This window comes from Paenibacillus sp. J31P190 (genome assembly GCF_059692075.1).
In genome coordinates, this window is record NZ_JCAUAS010000010.1 from 21,973 (window position 1) to 43,607 (window position 21,635).

Annotated in this window: 23 protein-coding genes and 1 other RNA gene; 16 read left to right on the forward strand and 8 right to left on the reverse strand. The window is 44.7% G+C overall.

The window, feature by feature from the left end:
- The first annotated feature begins 12 nt into the window (after nucleotides 1-12).
- The 9 genes from AC58U0_RS18515 (at nucleotide 13) to AC58U0_RS18555 (ending at nucleotide 8,616) form a co-directional block, all read left to right on the forward strand.
- Entirely contained in the window at nucleotides 13-723 is a 711-nt protein-coding gene (locus AC58U0_RS18515) for a M50 family metallopeptidase (protein ID WP_497380440.1), read from the forward strand.
- Between the two features lie 107 nt (nucleotides 724-830).
- On the forward strand, nucleotides 831-1,067 hold the full coding sequence (gene secG / locus AC58U0_RS18520) for a preprotein translocase subunit SecG (protein WP_057302612.1): 237 nt from the start codon (nucleotides 831-833) through the stop codon (nucleotides 1,065-1,067).
- A 163-nt stretch (nucleotides 1,068-1,230) separates the two neighbouring features.
- Nucleotides 1,231-1,947, forward strand: coding sequence for an alpha/beta hydrolase (locus tag AC58U0_RS18525; protein WP_497380640.1), 717 nt, complete (start codon nucleotides 1,231-1,233; stop codon nucleotides 1,945-1,947).
- A 38-nt stretch (nucleotides 1,948-1,985) separates the two neighbouring features.
- Nucleotides 1,986-4,901 (forward strand): ribonuclease R, encoded by a 2,916-nt coding sequence (gene rnr, locus AC58U0_RS18530; protein WP_497380441.1) that lies wholly within the window; start codon nucleotides 1,986-1,988, stop codon nucleotides 4,899-4,901.
- A gap of 95 nt (nucleotides 4,902-4,996) precedes the next feature.
- On the forward strand, nucleotides 4,997-5,479 hold the full coding sequence (gene smpB, locus AC58U0_RS18535) for an SsrA-binding protein SmpB (RefSeq protein ID WP_047679001.1): 483 nt from the start codon (nucleotides 4,997-4,999) through the stop codon (nucleotides 5,477-5,479).
- Between the two features lie 173 nt (nucleotides 5,480-5,652).
- Nucleotides 5,653-6,017: a transfer-messenger RNA gene (ssrA, locus tag AC58U0_RS18540) on the forward strand.
- 317 nt (nucleotides 6,018-6,334) lie between these two features.
- Complete coding sequence (locus AC58U0_RS18545; RefSeq protein ID WP_497380442.1) at nucleotides 6,335-7,114, forward strand: amino acid ABC transporter substrate-binding protein; 780 nt, start codon at nucleotides 6,335-6,337, stop codon at nucleotides 7,112-7,114.
- Nucleotides 7,115-7,189: 75 nt separating this feature from the next.
- The gene (locus AC58U0_RS18550) at nucleotides 7,190-7,849 is read left to right on the forward strand and encodes an amino acid ABC transporter permease (protein ID WP_497380443.1); all 660 of its coding nucleotides are present in this window, start codon (nucleotides 7,190-7,192) and stop codon (nucleotides 7,847-7,849) included.
- Nucleotides 7,850-7,863: 14 nt separating this feature from the next.
- Nucleotides 7,864-8,616, forward strand: coding sequence for an amino acid ABC transporter ATP-binding protein (locus tag AC58U0_RS18555; protein WP_497380444.1), 753 nt, complete (start codon nucleotides 7,864-7,866; stop codon nucleotides 8,614-8,616).
- Nucleotides 8,617-8,685: 69 nt separating this feature from the next.
- Here AC58U0_RS18555 and AC58U0_RS18560 read toward each other — a convergent pair whose 3' ends face one another.
- Entirely contained in the window at nucleotides 8,686-9,330 is a 645-nt protein-coding gene (locus tag AC58U0_RS18560) for an SGNH/GDSL hydrolase family protein (RefSeq protein ID WP_497380445.1), read from the reverse strand.
- A 57-nt stretch (nucleotides 9,331-9,387) separates the two neighbouring features.
- Nucleotides 9,388-10,536, reverse strand: a complete 1,149-nt coding sequence (locus tag AC58U0_RS18565) for a glycosyltransferase family 2 protein (protein ID WP_497380446.1) — start codon at nucleotides 10,534-10,536, stop codon at nucleotides 9,388-9,390.
- 265 nt (nucleotides 10,537-10,801) lie between these two features.
- Between AC58U0_RS18565 and AC58U0_RS18570 the strand changes: the two genes are divergently transcribed.
- Nucleotides 10,802-11,344 (forward strand): GNAT family N-acetyltransferase, encoded by a 543-nt coding sequence (locus tag AC58U0_RS18570; RefSeq protein ID WP_497380447.1) that lies wholly within the window; start codon nucleotides 10,802-10,804, stop codon nucleotides 11,342-11,344.
- 48 nt (nucleotides 11,345-11,392) lie between these two features.
- On the opposite strand, the gene AC58U0_RS18575 is transcribed toward AC58U0_RS18570, so the two are convergent.
- On the reverse strand, nucleotides 11,393-11,566 hold the full coding sequence (locus AC58U0_RS18575) for a hypothetical protein (protein ID WP_497380448.1): 174 nt from the start codon (nucleotides 11,564-11,566) through the stop codon (nucleotides 11,393-11,395).
- 205 nt (nucleotides 11,567-11,771) lie between these two features.
- Between AC58U0_RS18575 and AC58U0_RS18580 the strand changes: the two genes are divergently transcribed.
- On the forward strand, nucleotides 11,772-13,757 hold the full coding sequence (locus tag AC58U0_RS18580) for a hypothetical protein (RefSeq protein WP_497380449.1): 1,986 nt from the start codon (nucleotides 11,772-11,774) through the stop codon (nucleotides 13,755-13,757).
- On the opposite strand, the gene AC58U0_RS18585 is transcribed toward AC58U0_RS18580, so the two are convergent.
- Complete coding sequence (locus tag AC58U0_RS18585) at nucleotides 13,754-14,443, reverse strand: transmembrane-type terpene cyclase (protein ID WP_497380450.1); 690 nt, start codon at nucleotides 14,441-14,443, stop codon at nucleotides 13,754-13,756. The two genes, AC58U0_RS18580 and AC58U0_RS18585, sit on opposite strands and share 4 nt — an antisense overlap.
- A gap of 165 nt (nucleotides 14,444-14,608) precedes the next feature.
- On the opposite strand from AC58U0_RS18585, the gene AC58U0_RS18590 reads away from it, so the two are divergent.
- The 3 genes from AC58U0_RS18590 (at nucleotide 14,609) to AC58U0_RS18600 (ending at nucleotide 16,858) form a co-directional block, all read left to right on the forward strand.
- On the forward strand, nucleotides 14,609-15,544 hold the full coding sequence (locus tag AC58U0_RS18590; protein ID WP_497380451.1) for a DMT family transporter: 936 nt from the start codon (nucleotides 14,609-14,611) through the stop codon (nucleotides 15,542-15,544).
- Nucleotides 15,545-15,698: 154 nt separating this feature from the next.
- The gene (locus AC58U0_RS18595; protein WP_497380642.1) at nucleotides 15,699-16,211 is read left to right on the forward strand and encodes an acyl-CoA thioesterase; all 513 of its coding nucleotides are present in this window, start codon (nucleotides 15,699-15,701) and stop codon (nucleotides 16,209-16,211) included.
- A 110-nt stretch (nucleotides 16,212-16,321) separates the two neighbouring features.
- Nucleotides 16,322-16,858, forward strand: coding sequence for a DUF3231 family protein (locus tag AC58U0_RS18600; RefSeq protein WP_497380452.1), 537 nt, complete (start codon nucleotides 16,322-16,324; stop codon nucleotides 16,856-16,858).
- A gap of 112 nt (nucleotides 16,859-16,970) precedes the next feature.
- Here AC58U0_RS18600 and AC58U0_RS18605 read toward each other — a convergent pair whose 3' ends face one another.
- Nucleotides 16,971-17,690: a hypothetical protein gene (locus AC58U0_RS18605; RefSeq protein WP_497380453.1), complete on the reverse strand. Its 720-nt coding sequence runs from the start codon at nucleotides 17,688-17,690 to the stop codon at nucleotides 16,971-16,973.
- Between the two features lie 152 nt (nucleotides 17,691-17,842).
- On the opposite strand from AC58U0_RS18605, the gene AC58U0_RS18610 reads away from it, so the two are divergent.
- Together AC58U0_RS18610 and AC58U0_RS18615 are read left to right on the forward strand one after the other, a co-directional pair.
- Nucleotides 17,843-18,517: a response regulator transcription factor gene (locus tag AC58U0_RS18610; protein ID WP_497380454.1), complete on the forward strand. Its 675-nt coding sequence runs from the start codon at nucleotides 17,843-17,845 to the stop codon at nucleotides 18,515-18,517.
- Entirely contained in the window at nucleotides 18,507-19,895 is a 1,389-nt protein-coding gene (locus AC58U0_RS18615; protein ID WP_497380455.1) for a sensor histidine kinase, read from the forward strand. Before AC58U0_RS18610 ends, AC58U0_RS18615 begins: the two co-directional genes overlap by 11 nt.
- Nucleotides 19,896-19,964: 69 nt before the next feature.
- Here the strand turns inward: AC58U0_RS18615 and AC58U0_RS18620 are convergent, their stop codons facing one another.
- The 3 genes from AC58U0_RS18620 to AC58U0_RS18630 all read right to left on the reverse strand — a co-directional run bounded on the left by AC58U0_RS18620 (nucleotide 19,965) and on the right by AC58U0_RS18630 (nucleotide 21,539).
- On the reverse strand, nucleotides 19,965-20,366 hold the full coding sequence (locus AC58U0_RS18620; RefSeq protein ID WP_497380456.1) for a type II toxin-antitoxin system death-on-curing family toxin: 402 nt from the start codon (nucleotides 20,364-20,366) through the stop codon (nucleotides 19,965-19,967).
- On the reverse strand, nucleotides 20,366-20,629 hold the full coding sequence (locus tag AC58U0_RS18625) for an AbrB/MazE/SpoVT family DNA-binding domain-containing protein (protein ID WP_307436084.1): 264 nt from the start codon (nucleotides 20,627-20,629) through the stop codon (nucleotides 20,366-20,368). The genes AC58U0_RS18620 and AC58U0_RS18625 overlap by 1 nt, the downstream gene beginning before the upstream one ends.
- 103 nt (nucleotides 20,630-20,732) lie before the next feature.
- The gene (locus AC58U0_RS18630; protein ID WP_497380457.1) at nucleotides 20,733-21,539 is read right to left on the reverse strand and encodes a hypothetical protein; all 807 of its coding nucleotides are present in this window, start codon (nucleotides 21,537-21,539) and stop codon (nucleotides 20,733-20,735) included.
- Nucleotides 21,540-21,635: the final 96 nt, after the last annotated feature.

Genomic DNA, 21,635 nt, shown 5'->3' on the forward strand with positions numbered 1-21,635 from the left:
GGGGTCTGCTGTATGAGCAATTGGGTGAAAACTATTTTATTTCTGATAGGTTCCGCGTTGCTCACGCACTGGATCCCTTCTTCTTTTTTTCGCAACATCGACACGATGGTTCATGAGTTTGGGCACGCAGTAGTCACTTTGGCACTATCGGGAAAAGTGATGTACATTGAGCTCTATCAGGATCATAGCGGGGTTACTTATTCATCAATTACGAAGCAATGGGCAATCATCCCGGTAGCCTTAGCAGGTTATATAACCGCCTCGCTCTTTGCGTGGTTCCTGTTCTCAGCTTATTCGAGGGGCAAGCAGCGTTTAGGTTTGCAGGTTATGATTCTCCTATCTGGTCTCTCGTTAATATTGTTCGTGCGAAATGGTTTTGGAATCACGTTCTTAGTTGGCTTCATTGCTCTGACGATCATTATTTTGGCGCTTACGCCCAAATGGTTAAGTGATTTCTATTACTTATTGCTCGCTTTCTTATGCTTGGAAGAGTCTGTATTTGGCCCATTCTCTCTGATCATCTATGCATGGGGCAATGCACGGCAAGCGGGTGATGCCACGAATCTGGCACTGCATACCGGTATTCCGGCTATAATATGGGCCGTTGGCTTCACACTATTTGCTTTGTTGTGTGCGAAACAGGCCGTGCAAGCTTTTCTGGGACGTAACAAACGTGCTAGGAGCTCTAGCCGACAATCACCAACACCGTCCTACCGTGACTAGAAGGGGAATCACTAGGGTGCCTCTTTGTTGTATTCTAAGACGAACTGTGTTAAAATACTCATGCTAGTTGTATAAGGCAAAGAACAGGCAATTGGGGTGCTAATAACATGGTAATCTTTATGAAAATTTTGTTAATCATAGCTTCGGTTGGATTAATTGCGATTGTACTTTTACAAAAAGGTAAAAGCGCAGGTTTGTCCGGTGCCATTTCCGGTGGTGCAGAACACTTATTTGGTAAGCAAAAAGCACGCGGTTTGGATCTATTTTTGTCCCGTTTTACTATGGGGCTTGCTGCTGCATTTTTCATTCTATCCATTGTCGTAGCATACGTAGTGAAGGCCTAACACACATAAAACGATAACAGCAGGGGAAATCTACTCCTGCTGTTTTTTCATTTTAAACGGGTGTTAGGAGTAGGAGCTGGTTACCATCGAGAGCAGAATTTACAAGTCGACAGAACCATTCTTTTGGTCAGGAAGTGGAGATAATCAAGAGACAGGCATATTGATGATCCATGGATTCACGGGGTCGCCCTCGGAGTTTAGACGGATTGGATATGTGCTCAGAGATGAAGGTTACACCATCCAAGCTGTAAAGCTTCCAGGACACGGCACCTCACCCGAAGAAATGATACGAACCGGATGGACGGATTGGTATGGGCATGTGCTGGAGAGTTATGACGAGCTTGCAGCTAAATGCAAAAGCGTTATTGTTATGGGACATTCCATGGGCGGACTGCTCGCCTTGAAGCTGGCTGTGGAACGTCGTGCGGCTGGCGTTATTTCGCTGGCTACGCCTATTTTTCTGACATCAAGGAAGTCGGCGCTGGCCGTACTGCTGCAATATTTTATCAAATATGTAGCCAAGAAGCCCAAACAAGTCTCCACGTTATTAGATGAGTCATGTGCATATACCAAAACGCCGATTCGTTGCGTAGTAAGCCTGCGCAAGCTGTTAAAACAAGTGAAAAGCTTGCTGCCTCAAGTCGAAGCACCGATATGGATCGGTCAAGGAAGCAAGGATGGTGTGGTCCATCAGGAAAGCGCAGCGTTTTTACATAAGCGCATTAGTTCCCAAGTGAAAGAACTTCGTTATTACCCAGAGTCATCCCACGGAATGCTGCTGGATCAAGAGAGAGAGCTTATCTATGCCGATATTACTGCGTTTATCCTTTCTCTGAAAGTGGCATACTATGGAGTAAAGGAAGCAAGTACGGCGAATTAGAAAGCTAGGCTCAACAACAACAAGAAGGTGAAGAGAGTATGATCACAGATAAAGAAATCATAAGTTTGATGCAAGAAGAGGCTTATAAGCCTATGTCCTATAAAGAGCTTGAAAAGCATTTTGGGATTGAAAGTGCGAACGAGTTTAAGGATTTTATTAAATTGTTAAATCAATTAGAGGAAAGTGGGCACATTGTCAGAGGCGGAAATGACCGCTACGGCGTTCCTGAACGAATGAATTTGGTGAGAGGTAAGCTGCAAGCTCATGCCAAAGGCTTCGGTTTCTTAATTCCAGATGATCGGGATCACCCGGACGTATACATTAATGCGCATGATCTAAACACCGCGATGAATGGCGACATTGTTTTCGTGAAGATAACCGCAAGGAGTCAAGGCGGAGGCCGGCTTGAAGGGGAAGTCGTGCGAGTTATTACGCGTGCGAATACGCAAATTGTTGGCGTTTTTCAGAGTCAGGAGACGTTTGGGTTCGTGATTGCGGATGATAAGCGTGTGTCTCGGGATATTTTCATCCCTCAGCATGCCTTCATGGGAGCTGTTACGGGGCAAAAAGTCGTCGTCAAGATTGTTAACTATCCAGAGGGACGTTCTGCGGCTGAAGGGGAAGTTATCGAGATTCTTGGCCACAAAGATGATCCAGGCGTCGATATTTTAGCAATCGTACGCAAACACCAACTGCCAGAGGCTTTCCAAGAGGGCGTGTTGGCGGAGGCAGATGCGGCACCGGATTCCATTACGGAAGCAGAAATTATTGATCAAGGACGCCGCGATCTTCGTTCCAAGCGCATTGTAACGATTGATGGTGAAGATGCGAAGGACTTGGATGACGCGGTAAATGTGGAGCTACTGGAAAACGGGAATCTTCGTTTGGGCGTGCATATCGCCGATGTGAGTTATTATGTGCGGGAAGATACTGCGCTTGATATTGAAGCTTATAATCGCGGCTGCTCCGTGTATTTGACTGATCGTGTTATTCCAATGCTGCCCCATAGATTGTCAAACGGAATATGCTCGTTGAACCCTCGTGTAGATCGATTAACGATGTCTTGTGAGATGGAGTTCGATGAGGATTTGAAGCTGGTGAACCATGAAATTTTCACGAGTGTTATTAAAACTAGTGAACGTATGACATATACGAATGTGCGTAAACTTCTGACAGGTGAAGCGGAGCCAGAGATTGTCGAGAAATATGACTACTTGATGGAAGATTTCAAACGAATGGAAGAGCTGGCTGCAAGGCTGCGTTCCAGACGGATGAAGCGGGGGGCGATAGATTTTGACTTTGAGGAGTCTAAAATTATCGTCGATGCCGAAGGCAAGCCTACGGATATTGTGAAAAGAGAGCGTTCCGTCGCCGAAATGATGATCGAAGAGTTTATGTTAGCCGCCAATGAAACGGTTGCTGAGCATTTTTCATGGTTGAAAGTGCCTTTCCTTTACCGTGTCCATGAAGACCCGGATGCTGAAAAGTTGATGAATTTCATGGAGTTTGTGACGAACTTCGGGTACTCGGTTAAAGGTAAAGGGAATTCGGTACATCCACGGGCTTTGCAGGCGCTATTGGAAGAGATTAAAGGAACTCCTGAAGAGACGGTTCTTAGTAAAATTATGCTTCGCTCTATGAAACAAGCACGCTATGATGCGCAGAGTTTGGGGCATTTTGGTTTGGCGGCGGAATTTTATTCTCACTTTACATCGCCAATTCGTCGTTACCCCGATTTAATTATTCATCGGGTGATTCGCGAGGTGCTGGAAAGCGGCGGTACGTTATCCGATAAGCGTCATGAATATTTGTCTTCGCGGATGAGTGATATTGCGCAGCAATCCTCAGAACGTGAGCGAGTTGCCGTTGATGCTGAACGTGAGACGGAGGCGCTGAAGAAAGCTCAATACATGCTGGATAAAGTCGGCGAGGAATTCGAAGGTATTATCTCCAGTGTTACCGGTTTCGGTATGTTCGTTGAGCTCGACAATACGGTTGAAGGCCTGATTCGCCTTAGCGATTTGACCGACGATTATTACAATTTCCATGAGCGACAGTTTGCTCTCATAGGTGAACGTACGTCCAAGATCTATCGAATCGGCGATGAGATCAAGATTCGTGTTGCTCGTGTCAATATGGATGAGCATACGATTGATTTTGAACTGCTAGATATGAAACCTCGCAAAGAGGGCGGGTTTAATCGCGGCGGAGGAAGTTCAAACCGCGGTGGAAAAGCTCCATTTAAGGGCGCGGCTGGTTTTAAAGGTTTCCGCGGGGGGGCCGATAAAGGCAAACCTAGTAAAGGCGGATTTGCCGCTAAGGGTAAAGGCGGCTATGCGAAGGCTCAGGGCTCTGGTGCTGCTGGCGGAGAGCGCAAGGAAAGAACCGGAGGTTCGGTTGAAGGTAAGGAAAGAGCTGAAAGAGTAGGTCAAGGCAAGGAAAGAGCTGAAGGTCAAGGGCGCGGAGCGGGACGTGCTGCAGGCGGCGCAGCTCGTAGAATAGAAGCCGCAGCGCGTACTGAAGGTGGAGCAGGGCAAGGGCGCGGTGAAGGCGCTGGGCGCGTAGAAGGCGGAGCAGGACGTGCAGAGGGTGGAGCAGGACAAGGCAAAACCAGGCGCGGTAAGGCAGGGAGCACGCCGTGGAGCGAGAGGCGCGGCAAAGGTGGATCTGGCCGCGGCAAAGCGGGCGGTCCTAAGCTGAGCGAAGGCGGCAGCTTGAGCGCAAGGCTTGAATCTGTCGGCGCGGGGCGGACAGAGAGCGGTGTTGCCCGCGGCGAAAGCAAGCGCGGCCGCGGAGGGATTGCGCTTGGGGGCGAAGCCCAAGCGGGTGGCGGTTCGCCTGCTGCTGAGCGCAGCACAGGCGGCAGTGATTGGGCGAGCGGCGTGAACGCGCTCGCCAAGGGTGGTCGTCGTCGGAGTGACGACGGCGATGGCAGCAAGAAGCGGCGGAGATAACGCCGCTTCTTGCTTTTCCGCCTTGATCTTGCTACAATAGGATGCACATTGTAGCAGTATTTACCTGCATTGAACGTGCGGGAGGAGGATCTCACGTGGCAACGAAAAAGGCAGATGGCAAACTACTCGCCCAGAACAAAAAGGCTTCACACGACTACTTTATTGAAGAAACGTATGAATGCGGTCTTGTCCTGACCGGCACGGAGATCAAATCCTTACGGGCAGGTAAAGCAAACATAGGCGATAGCTTTTCGACTATTCGCAATGGCGAAGCATTTGTACACAATATGCACATCAGTCCTTTTGATCAAGGCAACCGAAGCAATCCGGAAGATCCAACACGGACGCGGAAGCTGCTCTTAAAAAAGGCGCAGATTGCCAAGATGCTAGGGCAGGCGAAGCAAGAAGGTTATACCCTCGTTCCACTGAAGGTATATATCCGGAATGGTTATGCTAAGCTTCTCGTTGGGATAGGCAAAGGGAAAAAGCAGTTCGACAAGCGTGAATCTGCAGCGAAAAAGGATGCACAGCGAGACATTCAACGTGCTCTGCGTGAGAAGCAGAAGATTGCCAGATAGGTGGTCTACCAATACTGGAAGGCAACTCCTCGACTTCCATGAACGTAGTCGTTCATTTTTCATCAGCATGTGTTATACTAATTTAGCAGCAAAGATTTGAAAGCAATTTGGCTCAAATGATTATCCTGCTTTTCTTTTACCTTCACCGTCTCTGACGGCAACGAAGGCAATCCGGGGGTGTTCTTGGATTCGACGGGGATAGTTTGGGCACGGGTTGCGGGTAGTGGGGCCGCGTCCACTATAAAACGCTAAAGCCTATTAAATGGCAAAACACAACAACCTTACGCTTTAGCAGCTTAATAACCTGTTAGCGTGCTCCTCCTCAGCATCGCCCATGTGACTGGGATAGGGGCTCAACTATAGTGGGATACGACGTTTGGTCTCCGCCTGGGGTCGGACGTAGGAAGACAATCAGGCTGACCCAACGCATAGCCGGTTACGGGGCGATGCTCGGGTGACATCAAAACTGTGACTACACCCGTAGATGCCTGTGTGGCGATATTTTCGGACAGGGGTTCGACTCCCCTCACCTCCATACAATGAAGAAGCACCCGAGAGGGTGCTTTTTTCATTGTACGGGATTCGGGAGGAGAACCCCTCGAGGGTTCAGTCCGCGTGGACTGGAGCGTGAGCGGAGGGAGCACGGCATTGAAATGTACCGCTAGGGTTGTCGTCGGTGAGTTGCTTCGGAGCAAATTAAATGGACATTTCAATCCGCGCGGAATGAGGTGCAGAAGAACATCTGCCAATAACTGTATCGACATTTTCTGAGAATATATGATATCATGTAGTTCTTGATAAAGTGGTAACGTGCTAAAGTCTTTGATACAAATGTTAAAGGTGGAGTTGGAGTTTATGAAACGATTGGCAACGATGGCATTAGTAATTACGGCGGCAATTTCTCTAATTACAGGATGTTCGAGTTCAAAGGGTAACGCAGGTGACGCGAAAAAGGTAGTGATCGGCATTGATGATAAATTTGCGCCGATGGGTTTCCGAGATGAGAAGAATGAAATCGTCGGTTTTGATATCGATTATGCGAAAGCAGCTGTTGAAAAAATGGGTACAACGGCAGTTTTTCAACCGATTGACTGGACAACCAAAGAATCAGAGCTGAACAGCGGCAGGATTGATCTCATTTGGAATGGATATACGATTACAGACGAGCGTAAAGGCAAAGTTCTTTTTACTAAACCTTATTTGAAAAATGCGCAGGTGGCTGTCACGCTGGCTAAATCCAATTTCGCCAAGCTGGATGATCTGAATGGTAAAGTTGTAGGGCTTCAATCCCTCTCTTCTGCAGCAGACGCATTGAACGGGAGTCCGTTAAAATCCAAAGTCAAGACCGTTACGGAGTATGCCGATAACGTACTAGCTCTAAACGATTTGAAGATTGGCCGCATTGATGCGGTGATCATTGATGAAGTTGTCATTAAGTACTACATGTCCAAAGAAAAAGGAAGCTTCAAGCTGCTTGGTGAATCGTTAGCTCCTGAAGAATACGGGATTGGCGTGAAGAAAGGCAACGAGGCACTGCTTCAAAAGCTGCAAAAAGCGCTTGACGAGATGAACCAAGACGGCACGGCTGCTAAAATTTCGCAAAAGTGGTTTGGTGAAGATAAAGTATTGAAGTAAACGTAATCGAAGAAGATAAGGCAAAATCGGATTTCTTTTGGGAAATCCCGTTTTTGTTTTTGGGGGTATGTTTTGATGTCAGCTGATTATTTCACTTCGATGGTCATCCCTATGCTGGAAGGGGCCCAAATGACGATCCTTTTGTTTTTAATTGCCATTGTGGTGTCCATCCCTTTGGGCTTTGTCCTTACATTGGCCGTGAAAAGCAATAACCGACCGATTGCGGGGCTCGCTAATACGTATATTTATATCATGCGCGGAACGCCGCTCTTGCTGCAATTGCTCGTGATATGCTTCGGACTTCCCATGCTGCCGGGGATCGGACAATATCTGGTGCTGGACCGATTTACCGCTGCTTGTTTAGGTTTTATTCTGAACTATGCGGCTTATTTTGCCGAAATTTTTAGAGGCGGTTTGCTTGCGATTGATAAAGGACAATATGAGGCTTCGCAGGTGCTAGGCTTTAGCAAGTGGCAAACCATGCTGCGAATCATCCTGCCTCAAATGTTTCGAGTCGTCTTGCCTGCAGTATCCAATGAGTCGATTACGCTGATTAAAGATACCGCGCTGCTTTATGCTGTTGCAGTTCCGGAGTTGCTTCATTTTGCCCAGACAGCGGTCAATCGTGACTTCTCCATCATGCCTTTCTTTATCGCGGGCATTATTTATTTGGTTATGACACTTCTGCTAACTGTGTTTTTTAAATGGCTGGAGCGAAGATTTAAATTTGAATAAAAGGGATGGCGCGTGTGGCAATCATTGAAGTAGCTAACCTCAGTAAGTCATATGGCGAGTTGAACGTGTTGAAGCAAATGACGTTTCAAGTGGAAAAGAAAGATGTTGTTGCAGTTATTGGTCCTTCGGGTTCCGGCAAAAGTACGATGCTCCGAAGTCTTATTCATCTTGAGCAGATTAATAGCGGCACGATTCACATAGCAGGAGAGGTATTGGTCAAAGATGGAATCTATGCCAAGCCCTCTGAAATCAAACGGATCACCCCCAAGATGGGGATGGTGTTCCAACATTTTAATTTGTTTCCTCATCTTACCGTGAGAGAAAATTTGGAGCTCGCTCCGCGAATTGTTAAAGGCGAGTCGATGACCGGATTTCGAAAACGAAGCTTGGAATTGTTGGAAAAGGTTGGACTCTCCGAGCGGGCATTGGATTATCCGGCTAAGCTTTCAGGGGGCCAGAAGCAGAGGGTTGCGATTGCCCGAGCATTAATGATGAACCCCGAAATCCTATTGTTCGATGAACCTACCTCCGCCCTCGACCCTGAATTGACGGGAGAGGTGATGCAGGTGATGAAGAACCTCGCAGAGGAACACATGACGATGATCGTTGTGACCCATGAAATGGGCTTCGCCAGAGAGGTAGCGAATCGGGTTATGTTTATGGATAAAGGAGAAATCGTTGAATCCGGCTATCCGCAGCAGCTTTTTACAAATCCGAAGTTTGATCGGACGAAGGCTTTCTTGAATGTTGGTTTGGCACAGCAGTGATGGTGGGAAAGGTTTAACGATTGAAAAAGCACCCGATGAGGGTGCTTTTTTCATTTTCAACATGCGTGGCTACTTGCGAGGGAATAGATATGGGGCCAATCCCATTGCAATTACTTGATGCCCCCGATCATTTGGATGGATAGGCAAAGATCCGCTAATTGCATCTTCAATCTTTCCTTTTTGATAACCATAAATAAGATCTGCTTGTTTTCCTTCAAACCACGTATGAACGGGAACGATAGTTGCATCGTAACTTTGGGCGAGCTCGTTCGTTAAATGATTTAATCGGGCTATCGACTCAACCGCAAGAGGACTGTTCGGAAATGGATTGTACTGCGTGCAGCAAATAATTCGGGCATGGCTGCCATTTTTTATTTGCGATAGAATAGCACATACATTTCGCTTATAGTTGGTTGCAATTTGTTTTACATTTAATGGTTGCTGGTTTCTAAATGAAAACAGTGCCGCGTTGGCTAAATCCACACCTCCGATCCATATAGAAACAACAGCAGATTGTCTAATCATTGAGGCACCTTGCCATATCACCGCATCTAATAGATCGTAACTGCTCCAACCAGGCCGGGCCAATACATACCCAGTTATCTTACGGGAGCGTGAATTTAAAGTAGATATGGTCAATTGGGGATAGGCCTTTACCAAAGAGGAGGCATTTTCCCCAAATGTAATGGAATCTCCAAGAGCTGTATAGATCAAAACCTATCACCAACCCCACTCATAATCATGCATACACCTGGAAATCGAGAAATGCTACTATACCAGCTTTTCAGACTTCAGCAGCATTTCTCGTAAAATGGTTGCGACTCGACTTTTGCTGTTCTTTGCTTTCTTTTTTATCCGTCGTAATGATTTTTTGTGTGCATGGGTATTATTTTGTTGAACGAACTGCATGGCTGAAATTTGCAGTGTTTTCTTTAACAACAGTGCTGACGAACGTGTTAACTTAGATCGAATTCCCCTGCGCAATACCCTTAGCGTATTTTTGTAGGCCTCGAAATCCTCCGATGGAGGTAATAGAGCGAATAAATTTAACGAGGAGTCATTGAATCCGTAGGTTTCAAACATGATTTTCAAATTTTCAGTATTTATAATATTTCCTCTGAAGTAGTTTGGATGTTCCTGGTGATATCCGACAACCTCCTTTATGCAATAAAAAGGGACCTTCAATTGATGCAGCCTGTAACCAAGGTCCCAGTCTTCGAGTCCATAGAGTACAAACCGTTCATTGAATCCTCCAATACGAGTCAATTGGCTGCGTCTGATCGACACACAACGAGTAACGAGTAACATCCAAGGAGCAACATCCGTTTTGGCAAATTGCTTTTTGACATTTGGGGGTACTCTTGTGGGGATAACCACTTTTGACAATGCATCCGTTTGATGAAGGATATCTTCTGGCGTTATTAGCGGAATAATTTCATTCGCTGCTTCAAAGTCCGCATTCCATAAGTTGGATTGTGTAACTCTGTTGCGAAAATGTTCTTTTTCCTCAGGGGAAAAGTCAGGGTAATAATGGGTATAAGCATCATCCCACGAGTGAGGAATGCCTGAAAGCACGGCCCTGGGATATTTGCGATGATAACGGCTCACAATTCTAATGAATTCAGGTAAAACCAAAAAGTCAGCATCACAAAAGATGATGTATAACCCTTTCGCATGGCGCAGCCCCAAGTTTCTAATGGCAGATCGGCCGCATTGTTCCTGATGGGATACATAGATAAGGGGGTAGGATGCTTGGAAGCCTTCGACCATTTCCTTCGTTCCATCTGTAGAACCGTCATCAGCAACAATCACTTCGAATTGATGCTTCGGATAAGTTTGTGTTTCAAATGAAACGAGCGTGAGCAAAAGCTGCTGGGCTCTATTAAAGGTTGGAATGATAATACTGTAGCGGATAGCCAATGTGATCTCCCCCGACCGTTTTTTAGAAAACCCTTAAATAAGATAAAATAATTACAATATATTCAATGACTTTAGCATGGTATAGACAAACATCCTTTAGGGTTCGAAAAAGGTTTGGATTATTAGGGAAACATTTGAAGAGACACTATACAAGTGTCTCTTTTGCATCTATAATAGACCAAAATTCCACTCAGGTAATTTTTGTAAATGAAATGAATCAAATGGCTGGGGTGAAATTTAGTTTAACAGTCAGGGGTTGAATTGAATGAACAAAATCCGTCTACTTAAACCTTCTATGGAATTCCGTGATCAGTATTTATCGTTCTATCAAGACTGGATCAGCAGTGGTGAAGATATCGTGCCTTGGGTTGTTGAAAAAGATCCCAGCGATTTCCATGCAATGTTAGAATTTCTCTATTCGGAAGACAGCGAAGAAAAATTAGTCACTTCTAATTGGGTGCCCCATTCAACCTACTGGTTATTAAATGAAGAGAACTTTCTAGTGGGGGCTGTAAACATTCGTCACCGATTGAACCAAAAGCTTCTAAATTGCGGTGGTCATATTGGTTATGGCATACGGCCCTCCTTTAGACGAAAAGGGTATGCGAGTGCCTTACTACACCAGACATTACAAATAGTGAACGCGATGGGCTTGGATAAAGTACTAGTGGTTTGCGATAAAGGCAACATAGGTTCTGAGAAAACAATTCTCAAGCAGGGTGGCGCCTTTGAATCGGAGTTTATCGAAGATGATGGAAATATTGTTAGGAGATTCTGGATTACATTAAGAGGGGAAATCGGCACTTAAAAAAATGAAGAAGCACCCAAGAGGGTGCTAAAAATGGAGTATTTGTTATTAAGGATTGGCTATGATTTTACCATTTTGCCACTCAAATTCATATTCAAATTGTTCGGTAGAGCTATAAAGTTCTGGTGAGTACGGACGGACAATATGATTCTCTGATGCTTTGACACCTAATGCAGATAGGGATAACATACAGGCAAACACAAGAATTATTTTTACTGTCATATTTTCGATGCCTCCGCCACAATAAGATAGCTCAATTGTAGGGTACATATGTAATTGGAGTATTATCACTAAGTAAATAACTTGTTTACAAAAAGGGAGAGGGGTCATGGTAGCGGTAAATAGAATCAACGTAGTATCCGGTATCATATAGTTAGATAATTAGGATTATCATGGAAATATCAGAGAGAATAATGGAGTTGTAGATATGAGAATAAAGTCATTAACGATTTTATATTTTTTATTAGTTTGTTGTGTAATTGCACTTAGTGGTTGCGAACAAACGCAGTCCAATGGCGTACCAAACGAGAAGCCAACGGAGACAAAATTGGACCTATGGACTCCAACCCATGTGGAGGCCTCACAGATTCCTGTAACTTTTACTTATACATCTAATAAGAAAGCAAGTTATGTTGTCGATTTACTTGTTAAACCGGAAGGTTCAACTGAGTATCGTAAGGCCACATTAGATGGGAATTCTTCTTTTGAAAGTAAAGAAGGAGAAAGTGAGTTCACTGTTTCATGGGCTAAGGAAAAAGATGCGATTAAGGCAGACCAATGGGTGGACCTCCGATTAACAACCACCGATAAAGATGGGCATACAACGAGTTCTGATCTTAATCGATTGCGTTTTGAATCGCGGGAGACCATGCGTAATCATGTTCAGAATTATTTGATTTATTATGGCAAATGGACTGAAGCGTTAATTGATCAAGCAAGGCAGAAGTATCAATTGGTTATTTTAGATACGCGCAGCGGCATTTCACCTAAGCAAATAGCCAAGATTCGAGCGGGAAAGGATCCGCATGATGCTTCGGATGATGTAATCGTCTTAGCTTATGTTTCAATAGGAGAAGATCTTCGGACAGCGGGAATGAGCCCAGATGACATGAAAAAGGATGCGAGATTCGTACTAGATGGATCTGGTCCATCTACGGATCCGCGAGCAGGAGCCCCTTTTCCCAAAGGCAGCGACGTTCCAAAGGATATTGATTTGAAGGGGAAAGCGATAAATGGAGGATTTGCTCCCTTTTATCTGAATGATAATTTCGTGACTTTCGGTACGATCGGGAAGGCGGGAACGCCAGACTTTAATACGAATTTCAAAGCTGCTTTTGTAAATCCCGGGCACCCGGAATGGTTTAAAGCGTTGCTCGACATGAAGCTTCAAACGGATAAGGTATCGGGAATCAAAGAACTTTTGACCCGTGATTCCAGTCAAGGTTATGGTTGTGACGGGTTGTTTTTGGACACTTTGGATACGGCGGCTCCAAACTCTTTTACCGATGCATCCAGTTCTAATCAAGGTCAATTTGAGTGGGTTGAGCCTGGGATGAAGCAATTAATTGCGAACATTCGAGAAGCGTATCCGAATCGGTTTCTGCTCGCGAACCGTGGGCTTTTTTTCTATAACCCTGATTTGACAGCCTATGCGTTCATATTGCGAGGATTAGTGGATTTTGTTTTATATGAAAGTTATCGGCTGGATAGCAGCCCGGCTCAGTGGTTTAACGAAGCTACTTTCAATGATAATAAGTATAATTATGTCCAAAAGCTCTTAGCCGAATCGGATCGTGCTGACGGATTTCGTGTTCTCAGCCTGGGTTATGCGGAAGGCCCGAACGGTGATTTAATGAAGAAAGCACTAGATGGGGAGCAGAATGAAGCATCAAAAATGTTACTTGCTGACGTTCAGGAAGCTAATGACTTAGGAATGGTTCACTATATATCCAATGCTCAGGTTGCAGCTATAGATACTTATGTTATTGATCATCGGGATGCTGCGGCTAAACCGCCAATGTGGGGAAATACGATGACACCTCCGTTCGGTAAACCTTACACTGAACCGAGAATAGGGATTCAAAATATAGATATCCGAGGAACAAATGTCTTTGTAGAGTGGGATGTGGCACATTCTCAGGCTCGTCCCATTTCGTACACGCTTTATGTGAAAGAAGGTCAAGATTTTGACTTTAAACAGGACATGAAGAATCAAGGGGTACAGGCCATCCCACTGCATTTGGGCATACCTTCGGACTATGCTGGACGAGGAGATCGGACCAAACGCTATCCCTACGAGGATAAGGTGGAAGGATTAACATCCGGGAAAACTTATTATTTTCTCATTAGGGCTCGTAATGCTGCCGATCAATTTGAAAACAACGAGAAATCAATGAAGATTATAGCCCCTTAATAGAAGGAACGGTGAGTTATAGTGGATCTATGAATGATCTTAACTGACTTGCTATAAACTAACAGGATGTAAACGACGTCTAGAATAAATATCAGAATGTACATTATATTTAATAAGATGGAATGCGGGTTTAGGGAATAGCACCAAATCGATGCACACAGAGTACCGACCATTTTAGAATAGGCGATGTAGATGGATTGGCCGTGTAAATCTTGTTTGAGCAGCATGTTTATAAATAGTATGGACATCATTAGATTGATTCCAAATGCGGAATAAATGCCTTTGGGATCTTGAAATTCGATAGCCATTCCGTAGTGAAGCAGCAGTGCAATGACAAGTAAGGAGAGGACTATAGGTTTTATAGGCCATTTTGGTGATAGGTTTTTTGAATAATAGAGAAATTGAAACAAGATGATGCAGTCTAATAAAAACCATAGTAGAGTTACGATTTGCTGGAGTGGGTGGAAAGGCATGACGAGGGAAAACAGAAATTCCCAAGTAATATTGGCACATAGGGCGACTATTGGCATTCCGCAGGTTCGATCCCGGAATCCTTTATAAATGATCCATATATAAGCAATTGTCCAAAAAAAGACGATGCCAAACTGCAGAATAAATTCTATTTGTAGTGGTAAAAGATGTTCCATATGTAGTACTTCGCATCCTTCCAGGGAATTCTCTTTCATAAATATGTACCATTTAGCTCGTCTATGCACGGATATGTAAATCAAAAAAGAAGCAAAGAGTGTAGTAAGATGATAGTTACTAGAAGACACCGTCTTAGGTGTCTTTTTGTGGTGTAATAAGATAGTATTAATCAATAATCGATAGAGAGGCAGGCGTGCATCAACTTGGTAAAGTCAGAGAAAACCATTTATTTCATCCTAGCTTTGGTGGTCATCTCATGGGGGTTAAATATTGTAATGGTAAAATACCTTACACAGTTTATCTCGCCCATGCTAGTAGCCGCAATTAGGATACCGCTCGCTGGAATTGTTTTGCTTCCGTTTGTACTTAAAAAATATGGATTCTATAAACCCAATGCAAAGCAGTGGGGGCTTCTTTTTCTAATTGGGCTAACATCGATCTTCTTTCATCAGTTATTTTTAGCTTATGGGGTTGTAACGACTACAGCTACAAATGCATCGCTGATCCTAGGATTAAATCCGCTAACTACCGCTCTGCTTGCATCCATTTTCATTGGGGAAAAATTCAGTATGAGATTAGGCCTCGGTATTCTGTTTGGATTCTCAGGGGTCGTTTTGGTCGTAACCTCCAAATCGGCAGATAGTTCGGTTGGTTTATCCGGATGGGGAGATGTCATCATGCTTCTATCCATGTTGGCTTATGTTGTTGGTGCATTGTTCATCAAGAAGTTGTCGACAACCTCCATGCCAACTTTAGTTGTCACTACCTATTCCACGTTAATTGGGGGAGTCATGTTAAATCTGGGTACGGTGACTTTCTTTGGGCCTTCGTCGTATGCTCAGATTCATTTGCCAGCCATGGCTTGGGCCGTTATGTTGATGTCCGCTTGGGGAGCGTCTTCACTGGGTACACTAGGGTGGAATCATGGTATAAAATTTCTAGGTGCCAACAAAACTGCCATGTTTCTAAACGGGCTGCCTTTTGCCAGTATGGTTGGGGGGATTATTTTTTTGGATGAAAAAATTGGTTGGATTCACGTTGTGGCCTTTCTTCTTACCACGGTTGGTATTGTGATAGGGACTTTAAAGAAAAGAGATAGCAGACTTCCCTCTGTAGGTGGAAAATCTGTTAATACTTAAGTGAAAGCGGAGGGAGCATACCTCCATACTAAATCAATAAGACACTATCCATTCATATGAATTGGGTAGTGTTTTTTAATTAAGCATAGCGGAATCATGATCGGGGGAAAATGTCCAAAGTGACTATATTTTGTAAGAAAGTTGTGTGAATATGTTGGAAAAGAAATATGTAAGAGAAACGCGGTGTTTTAAAATTTCTAGAGTTTTTCCAACGGATGTCAATAACCATAATACATTGTTTGGAGGCAAGCTAATGTCTTATATCGACGATATTGCCTCAATATCTGCTACCAAATTATGTCGTGTGACAGCGGTGACAGCTTCTACGGATTCTGTTGATTTCCTACACCCTATTCGGCCAACGGATTCTGTATCCTTAGAGTCTTTCGTTACATGGACGGGCAAGAGTTCGATAGAGGTTTTTGTGAAAGTGATCAGAGAAGATTTAAGAAGTGGTGAGAGGAAGATCGCCGCGACATCTTTTCTTACTTTTGTTGCTTTGGATGAGCAGAATAAGACGATACTTGTACCTCGCATCATACCTGAGACTGAAGAAGAAAAAAAGCTGCATGAAACGGCTGAACATAGAACGGAAATGAGGAAACACCGCCGAGAGGAAAGCAAGAAGTTCGCCGACTATTTGGTGACGGAGTATCCATGGGAGTAATTCGGACAAGGGCACTCGATTCCCTTACTTCATACGAGAAATACTTAATTAAAGCATGAAATAAAAATCAGGCAGATGGGTACTCTAATTAGCAAAAAGGAGCTGCCAGCATGAATATCATGGAAGTACTTAATGATGCGATTAAGCCTTTTCTGGATGGTGAAAAGGCGCCTTTAAACGTCGGAGAAGTCATGAATCTGTGGTTTTATTTGACCGCAACGGAACAAACCATGCGCGGCGAACAGGTGTCTTTTAATATTGTAGAGGATCTTGAACTTAAGGAGAAGCTGAAAGAAGTCATTAACGATGTTCATGGTCCCATATTTACAGAGTTAACTGAGTTTTTAAAAGTAGAAGGTGTCCCGATACCCGAGGCGTCGCCGAATAAACCGATAGGCGATTTTCAAAATATTCCGGAGGGCTCCAAACTGTCTGATGAGGAAGTGGCTAGTCTTTTGAGTTTCAATATTGTACTGGGTATAAATTATGCTTGCCGGGGCATGACAGAGGCAGTACGGCCAGATGTTGCGGCAATGTTCGCTAAATTTCAGATGAAGAAGTTTACATACGCGATAACGTTAAAAGATGTATTAATGAGAAAAGGGTGGTTAAAAGCACCTCCGTATTTCAAATCAGAAGTCTTGTAAGGTAGTTTAGGAAGCGTTAAACAGTACTTTGCTAGTATAAGCACAAAAAGCACCTGGGAGGGTGCTTTTTTCGATTTATATGGGTGTTAAAACGGGGGAAGATTATGAGCAGTTATTTGATAGTGATAGCAGAAATGCTTCCATTTGTTTTAAAGTCTTTCGTATAGGCTAACGTAGCTGTCGCAGTGAATGTACCGTTTGGTCCTGTTACGGTGATCGTTGGATTGGAAGAATAGCCTGCCCCTGGATTCGTAATGGTTACACCAGTCACAATGCCATTCGTAACTATTGCTGTTGCAGTAGCTTGCGTCTTTTGCCATGTATCACTTTTTCTTCCGTTATAACGGTAATAGTTGGACACCTCATCTAAGCGTTCATTCGTGATCCCATAGGGGGCCAGAACTTTAAGGAGAGCCGCTTTGTTTTGCTGAGCTTGTTCGGAGCTTGGGCCACTATCCAGTCCTGCAGGCGTTACGCCGCGAAATGCTTCTCTAAAAACCTCAGTGGGTACCCCAAGGGCCGCGGCAATAAGTACGACAGGTCTACCATGGTCTTGTGGATCTGTGTTAAAACCACCCGATATCACGACGGAATTAGCTGCTTGACCGGGATTGCTGCCATTCGTTGTGCTCGCAGATGGAGTTGGGCTTGTTGGGGGAGCTAGAACGGGATCGGGCTTACAATTTAGTCCCCCTTTGTTGCCTGCTTCTCTTGGAGGTGCATCCTTAACCGCTTTATTATTTGCTGCTATCACCGTGTTATTACTGCTAAATGCGATACCTCCACTTACTACAATTACAGCCACTAGCGTACTGGTGGTGATCATTTTCATGTTCATGTTCATCCTCATTCTTCCCTTCTTTTTATTAGATTGTGTGTTTCTTGAAACCTATGTTACTTGGACTTGGTGAAAGTATGGTGAAAGCACGAAAGCTTTCGGTTATACTTTTATGAAGATGGTAAAATCGGGAAATGGGGAAGAAAATGAAGATTCTATTGGCGGAAGATGATAGTCGTCTGGGTGAACTGACCGCGCATATGTTGAGAAAAAAGTCTGGATACACCGTAGATTGGGTGAAAACGGGCAGCAATGCGTTCGACTATGCGACAGCTTCCAGCTACGATGTTGTCGTGCTCGATTGGATGATGCCGGATGGGGATGGCCTCGAAACCTGTGCCAAACTTCGTAAAAGGGGCTATCTCGGTGCGATTCTGATGCTGACTGCGAAGGATGCTTTACAGGATCGCGTGGAAGGTCTCGATGCGGGAGCCGACGATTATTTGGTCAAGCCGTTCGAGATGGACGAACTGCTGGCACGTTTGCGAGCATTAATGCGCAGAAACTTCGTTCCCATTCAGGAGGAAGTCATCCGTATTCGTGATCTAGAGCTGCAGCGGATGAGTCAAGTCGTCATTCAAGGCGAACAAGAAATCCAATTATCCCCGCGGGAATTTCAAATTCTAGACCTGCTGCTGCAGAACAAAGGACGTACACTGACCCGCGAGGTCATCTTGGACAAAGTATGGGGTCTTGATGCGGAAGTAAATCTAAAGACGATCGACGCTACTGTGAAATTAATTCGAAAGAAGCTCGAGCCCTCCTACTCACGGGAGCTCATTCAGAGCGTGAGAGGCGTAGGTTATAAAATTGGAGATTAACTGGGGCTCTTTAAAAAAGCGGCTATCCGAAGGCGATTTATTCGATCGAACCCGCAATAAGTTGACGCTGCAATACAGCGGTGTACTTATTGCTTTTCTGAGTTTGTTCGTCATCATTGTTTATGTTCTACTCTATCTATTCATCTGGAACGATCAGCGAACGGGTCTGAATGAGCTTGCTGATAGTGAAATTCGCACCTTGCAAAAGTGGGCCGACCAAGACAGCGATCCGAATAGACGCCCCCCGCGCTCTGTTGAGGATGCTTTCTCGATCAGCACGGACCAATCGTTCTACTACTTGATTGCTGAGAATGGGAACATACAGTTAGGGGATGAGATTCAGCCGGAACTGCGTAATCAGGTGATGGAGGCCATCGCGGATGGACATTTCAAGGGGAAAGGGATAGAGAAAGTTACCTTGCAAACATTCGATAAGCCGCCTACAGACGACTTAGGACACCCGAAACTGGGCGAGAATGCCAAGTTTCTAGTTTCCGACCGTCAACTGCTATGGAATGGGGCGTGGATCGGAACCTTATACGTAGGGAAGGAAGTTACGTTCCAAAACGATTTATTCCGCCTGCTGCTCATTCTGCTGATTGGGTTGGCGCTGCTTTTCTTTGTTCTAGCCTTATGGTTCAGCCATCTGATGGCACGCAAAGCGATTATACCGATAGCCAAGGCGTATGCGAAACAACGTGAGTTCGTAGCCGATGCTTCCCATGAGCTGCGTACACCGCTGAGTGTCATGCTAACATCGATCGAAGCGCTTCAGCTTGAAGAAAGCATCGATAGCGACCCCTTCTCGAAGAACGTGCTTAACGGCATGAAGGAGGAGGTTAACTCCATAACGAAACTGGCCGGCGAATTGCTGCACCTAGCCCGCTCTGATTCTGGCGAATTCGAGCTGGATCGATCCATATTTAATCTAAGTGAAGCAGCCGCTAGAGCGATAAGTAAGCTTCAGCCATTAGCGCAAGCCAAGGACATCGACATTGAGCTGCATGCTCCTCATGAGCTGACGGTGAATTGGGACGCCGAGAAAGTGACGCAGCTGCTCATCCTGCTAATCGATAATGCGATTAAATATACGCCGGGCAAGGGAACCGTACATGTAGCGCTTGCTGAGGGCAAGGAAAAAGGCACTCGCAGTTTTATCATCGAAGTGAAGGATGATGGGATCGGCATTGCAGCCGAAGCGCTTCCTCGCATCTTCGACCGTTTTTACCGACAGGATAAGTCGCGAACGCGCCAAACTGGTGGCCATGGTCTTGGGCTTGCGATCGCCAAGAACATCGTGGACGCAGGCCGGGGTACTATTGAAGTTGAAAGCACGGTTGGTAAGGGTAGTATGTTCAAGGTTCGTATTCCTTTGTAGCGCCCGCCTTTTCAACAGTATGCTTACACAGAATAAATACAAAAGACACCCTTTTGGGTGTCTTTCGTATTATTCAATGGGCACTGAATGTTTCCTAATTATTTCAGCTACGTCATCGAAAGAATATCTGTGGTTAACCATGTCTACTGTCAAATCTTCCGCAGCCTTGTTGTCCATCGAGAAACGATAACCGTTGTAACGGAGAAAGATGACTAGTGCAGTAAAGGCTGTACGTTTATTCGCATTTTGAAAGGGGTGATTTTGTCCCAAGGATTCGAACAAAGCTGCTGCTTTTTGATAGATGTTTGGATAAGCATCATCACCAAATGCTGATGATTGCGGGCGCAATAATGCAGACTCCAACAAATGGCTATCTTTTACACCTATATGTTCGCCAGGACTATATTTTTGAATGACAGCAACATTAATTGCTATGGCTTCTTGTGTAGTCAAATAGCGAATCGAGTTCATTATCTATCTTTTAAACCCTTCAATGTTTCGTCGTACTCTTCCATGACTTGAGAGAGGGTGTCAAGAAAGTCGGGACTAATCCCAGTGGGAAGAGCAACTTTGTTTACTTTCTTGATGACGATTTCTCCATCGTTTTCTCGCACATCAATTTTCACGGTATCACCAACTTCAAGACCAATTTGCTTTAGAGCATCCGTCATCGTTATGCCGAGGCTATTGCCGAATTTCGAAACCTTACGTTCCATGTCCATCACCTTGCTCATGTATAATCAACTCCTTACTATCTTATTCAGTTGTTATAACAATTATACAATTATACAAATTACATTGGAATAGTCGTATGTGCAAAATATCAACAAATCCAACCTACGGGATTTGAGCCTTAATCGCGGTGAGTGCCTCACTTATCTTCGTTTCAAGCTTAAAGATGCTTTCTTTTTCTGCATTCATTTGACGGGACAGAGAAATCATGGAGGTGAGTGAGCTTTGAACAGCATTCGTATCTTCTTTTTTGGCTCCTTGTTTAAAAGCGGTCCATATCGGGGAGAGGCTGTTTTGGATCGTTTTGATAGCACCTTGCTTAGCTTTGATCTGTACGTTAATGGGGTCTATGTCATTCAGGCTGCTGCGAATTTTTTTCGTTGCCTTGGATGCTTTGTCTTTAGCGGCTTGGGAAGCTTTTACCTTGGCGCTGATATCGATGCGAGCTATTTGTACGGGGATTTTCATTGCAGCCGCTTGGATTCTTAGCAGGGCGCTTAAGCTTTTACTGTTCAGTAATCGGGCGGCTTCGATTTGCTTATTTAGCGCGGCATATTGAGATAATAATGGTTGATGCCGAGCTCTCGTTCGTGTGATCTCCTCTTCCAATTTCGCCAATTTGGCGGAATCAATTTCTTTGGCCTGTTTGCTCAGCTCTGCCGAAGTGTCCTTATTTCTGTTATGCAGTGTATTGATCTTGCTGTCCCAATCCTGTTCTTGTTTCTGAAGGGTGAGGAATTCGGTGTAAAGTGAATTGATTTTATTAGCTTGTGTTTGAGTCGCACCGGCAATCGTTTTATCGAGAGAGGATTGAATCGTGGCAGTGATTTCGATCGAAGCGGCTGAAGCCAATTCTGCTGGAACAGCTGAGGCGAGGGCTAAAGCGGTTAGCAAAGCAGTGAAATTTTTCAATAGACAACCTCCTTCAAATTTGAAAATGGGATGGGAATACAACAAAAAAAGCACCTGCAAGAAAGGCCATCGGCCATATCTTACGGGTGCTTCCGT

Coding starts and splice junctions, on each gene's coding strand:
- AC58U0_RS18515 (WP_497380440.1), top strand. CDS start 13: ATGAGCAATTGGGTGAAAACTATTTTATTTCTGATAGGTTCCGCGTTG.
- secG (WP_057302612.1), top strand. CDS start 831: ATGGTAATCTTTATGAAAATTTTGTTAATCATAGCTTCGGTTGGATTA.
- AC58U0_RS18525 (WP_497380640.1), top strand. CDS start 1,231: ATGATCCATGGATTCACGGGGTCGCCCTCGGAGTTTAGACGGATTGGA.
- rnr (WP_497380441.1), top strand. CDS start 1,986: ATGATCACAGATAAAGAAATCATAAGTTTGATGCAAGAAGAGGCTTAT.
- AC58U0_RS18545 (WP_497380442.1), top strand. CDS start 6,335: ATGAAACGATTGGCAACGATGGCATTAGTAATTACGGCGGCAATTTCT.
- AC58U0_RS18550 (WP_497380443.1), top strand. CDS start 7,190: ATGTCAGCTGATTATTTCACTTCGATGGTCATCCCTATGCTGGAAGGG.
- AC58U0_RS18570 (WP_497380447.1), top strand. CDS start 10,802: ATGAACAAAATCCGTCTACTTAAACCTTCTATGGAATTCCGTGATCAG.
- AC58U0_RS18575 (WP_497380448.1), bottom strand. CDS start 11,566: ATGACAGTAAAAATAATTCTTGTGTTTGCCTGTATGTTATCCCTATCT.
- AC58U0_RS18580 (WP_497380449.1), top strand. CDS start 11,772: ATGAGAATAAAGTCATTAACGATTTTATATTTTTTATTAGTTTGTTGT.
- AC58U0_RS18585 (WP_497380450.1), bottom strand. CDS start 14,443: ATGAAAGAGAATTCCCTGGAAGGATGCGAAGTACTACATATGGAACAT.
- AC58U0_RS18600 (WP_497380452.1), top strand. CDS start 16,322: ATGAATATCATGGAAGTACTTAATGATGCGATTAAGCCTTTTCTGGAT.
- AC58U0_RS18605 (WP_497380453.1), bottom strand. CDS start 17,690: ATGAAAATGATCACCACCAGTACGCTAGTGGCTGTAATTGTAGTAAGT.
- AC58U0_RS18610 (WP_497380454.1), top strand. CDS start 17,843: ATGAAGATTCTATTGGCGGAAGATGATAGTCGTCTGGGTGAACTGACC.
- AC58U0_RS18620 (WP_497380456.1), bottom strand. CDS start 20,366: ATGAACTCGATTCGCTATTTGACTACACAAGAAGCCATAGCAATTAAT.
- AC58U0_RS18625 (WP_307436084.1), bottom strand. CDS start 20,629: ATGAGCAAGGTGATGGACATGGAACGTAAGGTTTCGAAATTCGGCAAT.